Source organism: Sulfurimicrobium lacus (assembly GCF_011764585.1).
GTDB classification, from domain to species: Bacteria; Pseudomonadota; Gammaproteobacteria; order Burkholderiales; family Sulfuricellaceae; genus Sulfurimicrobium; species Sulfurimicrobium lacus.
Map to the genome: position 1 here is coordinate 1,607,902 of NZ_AP022853.1, position 12,371 is coordinate 1,620,272.

A 12,371-nucleotide genomic window follows, 5' to 3' on the forward strand; every position below is an offset into this window, starting at 1 on the left:
GCGATGAAGTTACCGATTTACCTGGATTATTCCGCGACGACGCCAGTGGACCCTCGGGTGGCGGCAAAGATGATTCCCTACCTGACCGAGAAATTCGGTAACCCGGCGAGCCGTTCCCATGCCTTCGGCTGGGAGGCCGACGAGGCGGTGGAAAACGCCCGCCAGCAGGTCGCTTCCCTGGTGAATGCCGATGCCAAGGAAATAGTCTGGACCTCCGGCGCGACCGAATCCAACAACCTGGCCATCAAGGGCGCGGCGAATTTCTACTCCGGCAAGGGCAAGCACCTCATCACCGTGGCAACCGAGCACAAGGCGGTGCTGGATACCTGCCGCGAACTGGAACGCCACGGATTCGAGGTGACTTACCTCATCCCCGAGTCCAACGGCTTGGTGGATATCGACAAGTTCACCGCGGCGATCCGCCCCGACACGATTCTGGCCTCGGTGATGTACGTCAACAACGAAATCGGCGTGATCCAGGACATCCCCGCGCTGGGCGAAATCTGCCGCAGCAAGGGCGTGATTTTCCACGTCGACGCGGCACAGGCCACCGGCAAGGTGGTGATCGACCTGCAGAAGCTGAAAGTGGACCTGATGTCCTTTTCCGCGCACAAGACCTACGGACCCAAGGGCATCGGCGCCCTGTACGTGCGCCGCAAGCCGCGCATCCGCCTCGAAGCCCAGATGCACGGCGGCGGGCACGAACGCGGCATGCGTTCCGGCACGCTGGCGACGCACCAGATCGTAGGCATGGGCGAAGCATTCCAGATCGCCAGGGAAGAAATGGCAGCGGAAAACGAGCGTGCCCGCATGCTGCGCGACCGCCTCTACAAAGGCCTCAGGGAGATCGAGGAGGTCTATGTCAACGGTGACATGGATAACCGCGTGCCGCATAATCTCAATATCAGTTTCAGCTTCGTCGAGGGCGAATCGCTCATCATGGCGATCAAGGACCTCGCGGTGTCGAGCGGCTCCGCCTGCACCTCCGCCAGCCTGGAACCTTCCTACGTGCTGAAGTCGCTGGGGCACAGCGACGAACTGGCGCACAGCTCGATCCGCTTCACCATCGGCCGCTTCACCACCGAGGAAGAGATCGACTACGCGATCCAGCTGCTCAAGAACAAGATCGGCAAGCTGCGCGAACTGTCGCCGCTGTGGGAAATGTTCAAGGATGGCATCGATCTCAGTACGGTGCAGTGGGCAGCACATTGATTAATCGGTGAACGGTGAGCAGGGAGCAGTGAGCGGTTTTCCCCTCCGCTTACCGCTCACTGTTCACCGCTAACCTGCGACAACAGGAGCAAATAAAATGGCATACAGCGAAAAAGTACTGGATCACTACGAAAACCCGCGCAACGTCGGTTCCTTCGCCAAAGAGGAAGAGGGCGTGGCGACCGGCATGGTGGGCGCGCCGGCCTGCGGCGACGTGATGAAGCTGCAGATCCGGGTCAACAAGGACGGCGTGATCGAAGACGCCAAGTTCAAGACTTACGGTTGCGGCTCGGCCATCGCATCGAGTTCCCTGGTGACCGAATGGGTCAAGGGCAAGACGCTCGATCAGGCGCTCGACATCAAGAACACCCAGATCGCCGAGGAATTGGCCCTGCCGCCGGTCAAAATCCACTGCTCGATTCTGGCGGAAGACGCGATCAAGGCCGCCGTGGCCGACTACAAGGCCAAGCACGGCGCGAACGTGGTGACCGATGCCTGCAAGGGGGCGTGCTGATCATGGCTATCACAATGACCGAACAGGCTGCCAAACACGTCAGCAATTTTCTCGCCAAACGCGGCAAGGGCGTGGGATTGCGCCTCGGCGTGCGCACTTCGGGCTGCTCCGGCATGGCCTACACCTTGGAGTTCGCGGATGAAATTAGCGCGGACGACCTGCAGTTCGAAAGCCATGGGGTCAAAGTGCTGATCGACGCCAAGAGCCTGGCGTACCTGGACGGCACCGAGCTGGACTACACCCGCGAGGGCCTGAACGAAGGGTTCAAGTTCAACAACCCCAACGTCAAGAATGCGTGCGGCTGCGGCGAGAGTTTCAATGTATAGCGGTCAGCTATCAGCCGTCAGCGGTCAGGAAAGACAGTGCGGTTGCTTCAAGCTGAATGCTGAAGGCTGACACTGAGTGTTATTAAACGATTTCGGTAAAAATCATTTCGAGCTGTTCGGCCTGCAGCCGTCGTTCAGCATCGATGTGGAACGGCTGGACCAGGCATACCGCGATATCCAGACGCAGGTTCACCCCGACAAGTTCGCCCATCTGGGCGACCAGGAACGGCGTATCTCCATGCAGTGGGCGACGCATGCCAACGAGGCATACCAGATCCTGAAAAATCCGCTTGCGCGTGCACGCTACCTGCTTCACCTGCACGGCGTGGACACCCAGGAGGAAAGCAACACCGCCATGCCGGCGGATTTTCTCATGGCGCAGATGGAGTGGCGCGAGGCCATCATGGAAGCCAGGGAAGCCCAGGACGCCGACGACATGGAAGCGCTGCACCACCGCCTGCGCGGCGAAATACGCGCGCAGCACCAGGAGCTGGGGCAATTGCTGGACGAGCAAGCGGACTACCAGGCCGCGTCCGGACTGGTGCGCAAACTGAAGTTCATGGAAAAGCTGGGCGAGGAAATTGATAACGCCCTGGAGTTGATGGAAACTTGAATTAAACGCGGAGACTGACGAAGTAGCCCCCTAAAGGGTTTGCTTCGCGTTCTCCGTGTTCTCCGTGGTTTAAAAAGGATTTTCATGGCTTTACTGCAAATCGCCGAACCCGGCATGAGTGCCGCGCCGCACCAGCATCGTCTGGCGGTGGGTATCGACCTTGGCACTACCAACTCCCTGGTGGCAACGGTGCGCAGCGGTCTGGCCGTGGTATTGAACGACGAGCACGGCCGTCCCCTGTTGCCCTCGGTGGTGCGTTACACCAGCGACGGCGTGGAAGTGGGGTGTCAGGCGCAGCAGGTGCAGGCGGTGGATCCGCAAAACACCATCGTCTCGGTAAAGCGTTTCATGGGGCGCGGGCTTTCCGATATCGCCGACGCAGCCCATCTGCCCTACCGTTTCGTGGACGAACCCGGCATGGTGCAGATCCAGACCATCGCCGGCGTGAAGAGCCCGGTGGAGGTTTCGGCAGAAATCCTCAAGGTGCTGCGCCAGCGCGCGGAAAAGTCCCTTGGCGGCGAACTGGTCGGTGCGGTCATTACCGTGCCGGCCTATTTCGACGATGCGCAGCGCCAGGCCACCAAGGACGCGGCGCGGCTGGCCGGTCTGAACGTGCTGCGCCTGCTCAACGAACCCACCGCGGCGGCAGTCGCCTATGGGCTGGATAACGGCGCCGAAGGCGTGTACGCGGTGTTCGATCTGGGTGGCGGGACTTTCGATATCTCCATTCTGAAACTTTCGCGCGGCGTGTTCGAAGTACTGGCCACCAACGGCGATTCCGCTTTGGGCGGCGACGATTTCGACCACCGCATCTATTGCTGGATACTCGAACAGGGCGGCTTGTCCGGGCTGAATCACCAGGATGCCCGGCTACTGCTCACTCATGCGCGCGCCGCCAAGGAAGCGCTGACCGAGCACCCGGAAACGCGCATCACCGCAGTGCTTTCCAACGGTGAAATGGTAGACCTGACGCTGTCCGCCCAAGTGTTCGCCGACATCACCCAGAGCCTGGTCAAAAAGACGCTGACGCCGACCCGCAAGGCGTTGCGCGACGCCGGGTTGTCGGTGGAAGAAGTCAAAGGCGTGGTGATGGTCGGCGGCTCGACCCGCATGCCGATCATCCAGCACGCGGTGGGCCAGTTCTTCGGCCAGGAGCCGCTCAACAACCTCGACCCGGACAAGGTGGTGGCGCTGGGCGCGGCGATCCAGGCCAACGTGCTGGCCGGCAACCGCGGCGAGGACGACTGGCTGCTGCTCGACGTGATCCCCCTGTCGCTCGGACTGGAAACCATGGGCGGCCTGACGGAAAAAGTCATCCCGCGCAATTCCACCATTCCCGTGGCGCGTGCGCAGGAATTCACCACCTACAAGGACGGCCAGACCGCCATGAGCATCCACGTGGTGCAGGGCGAACGCGAACTGGTGAGCGACTGCCGTTCCCTGGCCAAGTTCGAGCTGCGCGGCATCCCGCCCATGGTGGCCGGTGCGGCGCGTATCCGCGTCACCTATCAGGTGGACGCGGATGGCCTGCTCTCCGTCACGGCGCGGGAGCAAAGCACAGGCGTCGAGTCCTCCGTGACGGTCAAGCCTTCCTACGGCTTGAGCGACGATCAGATCACGCAGATGCTGCAAGCCTCGCACGAGCATGCCAAAGACGACATGCTGGCCCGTGCCCTGCAGGAAGCGCGCGTCGAGGGCGGGCGCCTGATCGAGGCGGTGGAAGCCGCCTTGCACGAGGACGGCCATTTGCTGAAAGAAGGCGAGGGCGACAGAATCGCTGCAAAGATCGAGACCCTGCGCGCCGCCATCGCCGGCGAGGATCACCGGCTTGTCACCCAGGCGCTGGAAACGCTCAATCACGCCACCGAATCCTTTGCCGCGCGGCGCATGGATGCCAGCGTCAACAAGGCGCTCTCCGGACACAAGCTGGAAGAGCTGGAAAATTGATTTTATAGCTGTCAGCAGTCAGCTATCAGTTGTCAGCAAAAAACTGATGGCTGATGGCTGATAGCTAACTACCGAGAGCTAATAATGCCCCAACTGATCGTTTTGCCCCATGTCGAACTGTGCCCTGAGGGTGCGGTGATCGATGCCAAACCCGGCGTATCCATCTGCGACACCCTGCTCGAAAACGGCATCGAAATCGAGCACGCCTGCGAGAAATCCTGTGCCTGTACCACCTGCCACGTGATCGTGCGCGAAGGTCTGGAGTCCCTCAACGACGCGGAAGAACTCGAAGAAGACATGCTCGACAAGGCGTGGGGGCTGGAACCCAATTCCCGCCTGTCGTGCCAGGCGATCGTGGACGCTCAGGACCTGGTGATCGAGATACCCAAGTACACCATCAACATGGTCAAGGAAGGGCATCACTGATATGAAATGGACCGATGTTCACCAGATAGCCATCGCGCTGTACGACACCCACCCCGACACCGACCCGCAATATGTCCGCTTCACCGACCTGCACCAATGGGTGACCGAACTGGACGGCTTCAGCGACGACCCCAATCGTTCCAACGAAAAAATTCTCGAGGCCATCCAGATGGCCTGGATGGAAGAAGCGGAATAATCCCGCCACGCTGTATTCCCGGGAGGGAATACACGCGCCTTTTTGCTGGCTTCGCGGCATGTTAAACTCCCTCCCCAAAGAGGGTGGAAATGGCTGAAGACAGCGATCTAGAACGCACGGAACCCGCATCGCAGCGGCGCATCGAGCAGGCACGTGAGAAGGGGCAGGTCGCGCGTTCGCGCGAGCTGACTACTGTCGCCATTCTGCTGGCTGCCGGCGGGGGCATGATGTATATGGGTGGCGGCATGATGGAGCACATGCGTGCCCTGATGAAGAATGCCCTGACGTTGGAGCGTGCGTCCGCTTTCGACCCCGTGCATATGTCGCACCATCTTTACCAGTATTCACTGGATATACTGATGACTTTCCTGCCCTTACTGGGTTTGATGTTGCTTGCTACCGTGGCATCTTCCGTGCTGGTTTCCGGCTGGCTGTTTTCGGTCGATGCCCTGGCGCCGGATTTTTCCCGCCTTGACCCGCTCAAGGGTGTTACCCGAATCATTTCCTGGAGCGGCATGGTGGAAATGCTCAAGGCGGTGTTCAAGGCCGGACTGATCGGTGGTGTGGCGTTCTGGGTCGTCTATCAGGATGTGGATGGCGTCATTGCGCTGGTGTCGGAGCCGCTGGAAACCGGGTTGACGCACTTGGCCAGCATGGTCGGCTTTACTTTCATGGCGGTGTCCGCTTCCATGCTGCTGATCGTGGCGATCGATGTCCCTTATCAGTTGTGGAATCATAGCCGCCAGCTCAAGATGACCAAGGAAGAAGTCCGCCAGGAAGGCAAGGAAACCGAGGGCGATCCGCATGTGAAGGCGCGGATTCGTGCCCTGCAGCGCGAGGCTGCGCGCCGGCGCATGATGTCGGAAGTACCCAAGGCAGACGTGATCGTGACCAACCCGACGCATTACGCGGTGGCCTTGCGCTACCAGGAAAACAAGATGCGTGCCCCGCAGGTGATTGCCAAGGGCGCCGCACTGATCGCCCTCAGAATTCGCCAGCTGGGGGAAGAGAACCATGTCCCTATTCTGGAAGCGCCGCCGCTGGCGCGAGCCTTGTTCCGGCATGCCGAACTGGGACAGGAAATTCCGGCCAAACTTTATACTGCAGTGGCGGAAGTGCTGGCCTACGTTTATCAATTGCGTCGCTATCGCACCTATGGCGGCGAGCAGCCAGAAGCGCCGCGCGTGTTGCCGGTGCCGCCGGAACTGGATTTTGTGAGAGAAGCCGCTTGAGAACAATAAAACAGGTTGTTAGATGAACGCCAGGGTAGACGCGCCGCCCCTGCTCGGTCGCCGTGGTTTGAAAACCCTGGCAGGGCCGGTCCTTATCATCATGATTCTGGCCATGATGGTGCTGCCGCTGCCGCCGTTCCTGCTCGACATACTCTTTACCTTCAACATCGCCCTGTCGATGATCGTGATGTTGGTCAGCCTGAACACCCAGAGGCCGCTCGAATTTTCGGTGTTTCCTACCGTGCTGCTGGTCACCACCTTGCTGCGCCTTTCTCTGAACGTGGCCTCGACGCGGGTGGTGCTGCTCGAAGGGCATACCGGACCGGACGCGGCGGGCAAGGTGATCGAGGCGTTCGGACACTTTCTGGTGGGTGGCAATTACACCGTCGGCATCGTGGTGTTCGTCATCCTGGTGGTGATCAACTTCGTGGTGATCACCAAGGGTGCCGGGCGTATCGCGGAAGTCAGCGCGCGCTTTACCCTGGATGCCATGCCCGGCAAGCAGATGGCGATCGACGCCGACCTCAACGCCGGCCTGATCGGCGAGGACGAAGCGCGCAAACGCCGCGCGGTGATTTCGCAGGAAGCCGATTTCTTCGGTTCCATGGACGGTGCCAGCAAATTCGTGCGCGGCGATGCCGTCGCCGGCATCCTGATCCTGTTCATCAACGTCATCGGCGGCTTGCTGGTGGGAATATTCCAGCACGACATGAGTGTTGCCGCCGCGGCCAACAACTACACCCTGCTCGCCATTGGTGACGGCCTGGTGGCGCAGATTCCGGCGTTGATCATTTCCACCGCAGCGGGCATGGTGGTGAGCCGCGTCGCCACCGACGAGGACGTGGGTCAGCAATTTATCAGCCAGCTGTTCAACCGCCCCTCGGTGCTCTATACCACCGGCGCCATTCTCGGCCTGATGGGCATGATTCCGAATATGCCCCATATCGCGTTCCTGTCGCTCGGCGGGATTCTGGCCGGGGCAGCATATTATCTCGAAGAAAAAGCGAAAGCGCCGGAACTGCCGGAAACGCCACCGCCCGAAGCCATGCAGGCGCCGGAAATGCAGGAAGTGGGCTGGGATGACGTGATGCCGGTGGACGCGCTCGGGCTGGAGGTGGGATACCGCCTGATCCCGCTGGTGGACCGCGCCCAGGACGGCGAACTGCTGAGGCGCATTCGCGGCATCCGCAAAAAATTCGCACAGGACATGGGCTTCCTCGTGCCGCCGGTACATATCCGAGACAACCTGGAACTGCGTCCCAATGGCTACCGCATCACCCTCAAAGGAGTGGAGATCGGTCAGGGAGAGGCCTATGCAGGCATGTACCTGGCCATCAATCCGGGGCGGGTGCTGGGGGCTTTGCCGGGGGCGGCGACCACGGACCCTGCATTCGGCCTGCCGGCGGTGTGGATCGATGCCAATCTGCGCGATCAGGCGCAGACTTTCGGCTACACCGTGGTGGACGGCAGCACCGTGGTGGCGACGCATCTTTCCAATATCATCCACGGGTATGCGGCGGAGCTGCTGGGGCGCGAAGAGACCCAGCAACTGCTCGACCACCTCGCCAAGGAATCGCCCAAGCTGGTGGAAGATATGGTGCCGAAGCTGTTGCCGCTGGGCGTGGTGCAGAAGGTGCTGCAGAACTTGCTCGACGAAGGCGTACACATCCGCGACATGCGCACCATCATCGGCACGCTGGCCGATCACGCCTCCCGCACCCAGGATGCGGCGGACTTGACGGCGGCGGTTCGCGTCGCTCTGGGCCGTGCTATCATGCAGCAAATTTACCCGGGAGCCGCAGAATTGCAGGTGATGACCCTCGAGCCCGATCTGGAACAGATCATGATGCACGCCGCCCAAGGCATGGGCGAAGGCTTGGGGCTGGAACCGGGACTTGCGGAAAACCTCATGCAGCAAACCACACATGCCGTGCAGCAACAGGAGCAGATGGGGTTGCCTGCCGTGCTGCTGGTGCCGGCCATGTTGCGGCCACTGTTGTCGCGCTTCCTGCGCCGCGTGGCGCCGCAGCTCAAAGTTATTTCCCATGCGGAAGTCCCGGACTCCCGGAATATTCGCGTGACCGCCGTGCTGGGAGCTAGAGCGTGAACGTGAAAAAGTTCCGCGCCGCCAATACCCGCGAGGCTTTGCGCCAGGTTCGCGATGCGCTCGGCGCGGACGCCATTATTCTTTCCAACCGCCCCGTGGACGGGATGATCGAGATCATGGCCGTGGCCAACATGGACATGGCATCGCTCGCCACGCCGGCCCTTGCCGCCGCTCCGGTGATCAAGCAGTCGCGTCCCTACGTGCAAGAGCGGCGCCCGACCGAATACGATCCCGAGCCTCGGCCGGTCCCAGCCAGCCCCCGCCCGGTCAAGCGCGAAGAAATCAGCGTACTGCAGCGCATCCGCCAGGAAGCGATGCTCGACGCCGTGTCGCCAGCGGCGCGGCAATCCAAGCCAGAGACACAGCCAGCAGCCGAGTCCATGGATAACATGGCGCAGGAAATGATGCGTGAAATCCGCTCCCTGCGCGGCATGCTGGAAGGGCAGCTGGCCGGTCTGGCATGGGGCGAACTGCAGCGCAGCGATCCGGTCAAGGTGGAAATTCTGCGTCACATGCTGTCGGCCGGTTTCAGCCCGGCGCTATCGCGCCAGTTGCTGGAAAAGCTGCCGCCCGGCGGCGATTTCAACCGCGGCATAAAGTGGGTCAAGGCTGCGCTTACCCATAATCTGCGCGCTGTGGCCGCCGGCAAGGACATCATCGAGCGTGGCGGGGTTTATGCCCTGGTGGGACCGACAGGGGTCGGCAAAACGACGACCGTGGCAAAGCTGGCAGCGCGCTGCCGGCTGCAGCATGGTGCCAACAAGCTGGCGCTGCTCACCACTGACAGCTACCGGATCGGCGCGCACGAGCAACTTAAAATCTACGGCAAGATCCTCGGCGTCCCGGTCTACGCGGTCAAGGACGAGGCAGACCTGCAGTTCACCCTGGCCGATTTGCAGAACAAGCACCTGGTGCTGATCGATACCGTCGGCATGAGCCAGCGCGACCGCCGCCTGACCGAACAGGTCGCCTTGCTCGCAGGCGCCGGCCGTAGCGTGAAGCGACTGTTGCTGATTAGCGCCAATGCTCAGGCCAGCACTCTCGAAGACGTGGTGCGCGCGTACCGCGGCGCGGACCTCGAAGGCTGCATCCTGACCAAGATTGACGAAGCGATCAGCATGGGTGGGGCGCTGGATGTCATCGTGCGCCATCAGCTGCCGGTGCATTACATTACCAACGGACAGCGCGTACCGGAAGATTTGCACCTGGCCAACGCCATGTACCTGGTGGATCGGGCTTTGCGCCCAGCCGAGACGCAGTCCCCCTTTAGCCTGGAAGAGGGCGAATACCCTCTGCTGATGAGCGGTACCGCGGCGGATGGCGGCGCCGAGTCGGAGGCCCTGCGTGGCTGAAGCGATGCAGGATCAGGCAGAGGGCTTACGCCGCCTGCTTTCGGACGATTTCGTGCGCATCGTCACGCTGACAAGCGGCAAGCGCAGCGTCGGCAAAACCACTGTTCTGATCAATCTGGCCGTGGCGCTCGCCAGGCGCGGCAAGCAGGTGATGCTGCTGGATGAACACCAGGGCAAGCATAGCGTGGTCGGCATGCTCGGCCTGACACCCTATTACAACCTGACGCACGTGCTGCGGCGCGAGCAAAGTCTCGAGCAGGTGATGCTGAGCGGCCCGGAAGGCATTATGGTAGTTCCGTCCGGCAGGAGCGTGCAGGAGTTGGCAAATCTTTCCGCCTCGGATATGGAATGGCTGGTACGTTCGTTTGCGCAGCTTGCTCAGCCAATGGATGTGGTGCTGGTCGATGCAGTCGCGGGGGTGGCGGGCAATGTCCTGCCCTTGAGCCTGGCGGCGCAGGAACTGGTGGTGGTGGTCGACCCGCAGCCAGCTTCCATGACCGATGCCTATGCGTTGATCAAAGTGCTCAACCAGGGGTTTGCCCGGCGCAATTTTCATATCGTGGTGAACCGGGTGGCCAGTCCTGAAGAGGCCGGGGTGGTGTTCAGCAATATGGCCAAGGTGGCCAAGCGTTTTCTCAAAGTGTCGCTGGATTTCATGGGGTTCGTGCCGCAGGAGGAGAAAATACATCGCGCCACGCAACTTGGTCGCACGGTAGTCGATGCTTTTCCGGACAGCACTGCGGCGCAAGCTTTCCGCGATCTCGCCGAGAAAATGGAACAATGGCCTCATCCGGCGGGCGAGCAGGGGCAGATGGAGGTATTCATGCAGCGCCTGGTGCAAAGCAGCAGGGCGACTGCCGCCGAGCCGAGCAGGACGGGGCGAGCGTAGTCGGATCATGTACCAGGCTAACGGCAAACTGCAGAACAAGGAACAATACGTGGTGCAGTATGCTCCGCTGGTCAGGCGCATCGCGCACCATCTGGCGGCCAAGCTCCCCGCCAGCGTGGAGGTCGACGACCTGATCCAGGCCGGCTTGATCGGCCTGCTCGACGCTGTCGGACACTACGATCAGTCGCAAGGGGCACAGTTCGAGACTTACGCGTCACAGCGCATCCGCGGCGCCATGCTGGATGAGCTACGCGAAGCCGACTGGGCGCCACGTTCGGCGCGCAAATGCATGCGCACCATCGAAGCGGCGATAAACAGGCTGGAGCAAAAGCTGGGGCGGCAGCCGGGCGAGCAGGAACTGGCGAGTGAATTGAAAGTACCGCTGGCGGAATTCCAGCAGATGCTGCAGGATGCACGTGGTCACCAGCTGGTGTACTACGAGGATTATCAGGCGGATGGCGACGACGACTTTTTCGAGCGCCACTCGGCCGACCAGCGCCCGGGCCCGCTTGGGCAAATCGAGAACGAAGATTTTCGCGCCGCGCTGGTGGAGGCAATCAGCGTTTTGCCGGAGCGCGAGCAAATGGTGATGAGCCTGTATTATGAAGAGGAGCTGAACTTGAAAGAAATCGGTGCAGTACTGGGCGTGACCGAGTCCCGCGTTAGCCAGCTCCATAGTCAGGCTGTCGCACGCCTGCGCAGCCGGCTCAAGGACTGGCTGGGCGACTGATGCGCGGCGGCGTGGACTTCATAAGCGTTGCCGGCCTGGCCATGGCCCTGCTGGCAATTATTGGCGGACAGATTCTCGAAGGCGGACATCTTGGTTCGCTGCTGCAGGTCACCGCTTTCCTCATCGTTATCGGCGGCACGATGGGCGCCGTCATGTTGCAAAGTTCCCTGCCGGTGTTTCTCGCCGGGATGAAATTGCTCAAGTGGGTGTTCGTGACACCTCGCTTTCATCCGCAACGCCTAATCGAAGAAGTCATTTCCTGGAGCCAGGTGGCGCGCAAAGGCGGCTTGCTGGCACTGGAACCGCTGATCGACGACCTGACCGATCCATTTAAACGCAAAGGCTTGCAGATGCTGGTGGACGGCGCTGAACCGGAGAAAATTCGCGAGGCGCTTGAGGTGGAGATCAATACTTACGAGGAACACCAGCGGCAGGCAGCAAAGGTATGGGAGTCTGCCGGCGGTTATGCGCCCACGATCGGAATTATCGGAGCGGTGATGGGTTTGATTCACGTCATGGAGAACCTCTCCGACCCGTCCAAGCTGGGCGGCGGGATTGCCGTGGCGTTCGTCGCGACGATCTATGGCGTGGGGTCTGCCAATTTGTTTTTCCTGCCGGTCGCCAACAAGCTCAAGGCCATTATCGGCCACCAGGTGACGATACGCGAAATGCTGATCGAAGGTCTGGGTTCGATTGCCAACGGGGAAAACCCTCGTGTCATCGAAACCAAGTTGCAGGGATACATACTATAGCTGCAAGCCATCAGCTAGTCAGCCATCAGCAAAATCGGTGGCGCTGACAGCTGACAGCTGACTAGCTGAAAGCTA

General features: G+C 61.0%; 13 protein-coding genes. All 13 read left to right on the forward strand.

The features are described 5' to 3' along the window. Positions 1-3: 3 nt before the first annotated feature. A complete protein-coding gene (locus SKTS_RS07990) occupies positions 4-1,212 on the forward strand; it encodes an IscS subfamily cysteine desulfurase (protein WP_173062913.1) in 1,209 nt (402 codons plus the stop codon). A gap of 97 nt (positions 1,213-1,309) precedes the next feature. Next, positions 1,310-1,726, forward strand: a complete 417-nt coding sequence (iscU, locus tag SKTS_RS07995) for a Fe-S cluster assembly scaffold IscU (RefSeq protein WP_173062916.1) — start codon at positions 1,310-1,312, stop codon at positions 1,724-1,726. 2 nt (positions 1,727-1,728) lie between these two features. Beyond that, a complete protein-coding gene (gene iscA / locus SKTS_RS08000; protein WP_173062919.1) occupies positions 1,729-2,052 on the forward strand; it encodes an iron-sulfur cluster assembly protein IscA in 324 nt (107 codons plus the stop codon). Between the two features lie 76 nt (positions 2,053-2,128). Next, on the forward strand, positions 2,129-2,665 hold the full coding sequence (gene hscB / locus SKTS_RS08005; protein WP_173062924.1) for a Fe-S protein assembly co-chaperone HscB: 537 nt from the start codon (positions 2,129-2,131) through the stop codon (positions 2,663-2,665). 84 nt (positions 2,666-2,749) lie between these two features. Next, positions 2,750-4,612, forward strand: coding sequence for a Fe-S protein assembly chaperone HscA (gene hscA, locus SKTS_RS08010; RefSeq protein WP_173062928.1), 1,863 nt, complete (start codon positions 2,750-2,752; stop codon positions 4,610-4,612). An 84-nt stretch (positions 4,613-4,696) separates the two neighbouring features. Further along, positions 4,697-5,038 carry an ISC system 2Fe-2S type ferredoxin gene (gene fdx / locus SKTS_RS08015; protein WP_173062932.1) on the forward strand — a complete coding sequence of 114 codons (342 nt, stop codon included), beginning with the start codon at positions 4,697-4,699 and terminating at the stop codon, positions 5,036-5,038. Position 5,039: 1 nt separating this feature from the next. After that, positions 5,040-5,234, forward strand: a complete 195-nt coding sequence (iscX, locus tag SKTS_RS08020; protein ID WP_173062936.1) for a Fe-S cluster assembly protein IscX — start codon at positions 5,040-5,042, stop codon at positions 5,232-5,234. A gap of 89 nt (positions 5,235-5,323) precedes the next feature. Beyond that, a complete protein-coding gene (flhB, locus tag SKTS_RS08025; RefSeq protein ID WP_173062939.1) occupies positions 5,324-6,466 on the forward strand; it encodes a flagellar biosynthesis protein FlhB in 1,143 nt (380 codons plus the stop codon). Between the two features lie 22 nt (positions 6,467-6,488). Further along, positions 6,489-8,573: a flagellar biosynthesis protein FlhA gene (gene flhA / locus SKTS_RS08030; protein WP_173062942.1), complete on the forward strand. Its 2,085-nt coding sequence runs from the start codon at positions 6,489-6,491 to the stop codon at positions 8,571-8,573. Further along, on the forward strand, positions 8,570-9,925 hold the full coding sequence (flhF, locus tag SKTS_RS08035; protein WP_173062945.1) for a flagellar biosynthesis GTPase FlhF: 1,356 nt from the start codon (positions 8,570-8,572) through the stop codon (positions 9,923-9,925). Before flhA ends, flhF begins: the two co-directional genes overlap by 4 nt. Continuing rightward, on the forward strand, positions 9,918-10,814 hold the full coding sequence (locus tag SKTS_RS08040) for a P-loop NTPase (RefSeq protein ID WP_173062947.1): 897 nt from the start codon (positions 9,918-9,920) through the stop codon (positions 10,812-10,814). The genes flhF and SKTS_RS08040 overlap by 8 nt, the downstream gene beginning before the upstream one ends. 7 nt (positions 10,815-10,821) lie before the next feature. Further along, positions 10,822-11,544, forward strand: coding sequence for an RNA polymerase sigma factor FliA (locus tag SKTS_RS08045; protein ID WP_173062950.1), 723 nt, complete (start codon positions 10,822-10,824; stop codon positions 11,542-11,544). Between the two features lie 11 nt (positions 11,545-11,555). Next, positions 11,556-12,296: a flagellar motor protein gene (locus SKTS_RS08050; protein ID WP_173062953.1), complete on the forward strand. Its 741-nt coding sequence runs from the start codon at positions 11,556-11,558 to the stop codon at positions 12,294-12,296. The last annotated feature ends 75 nt before the right edge of the window (positions 12,297-12,371 follow it).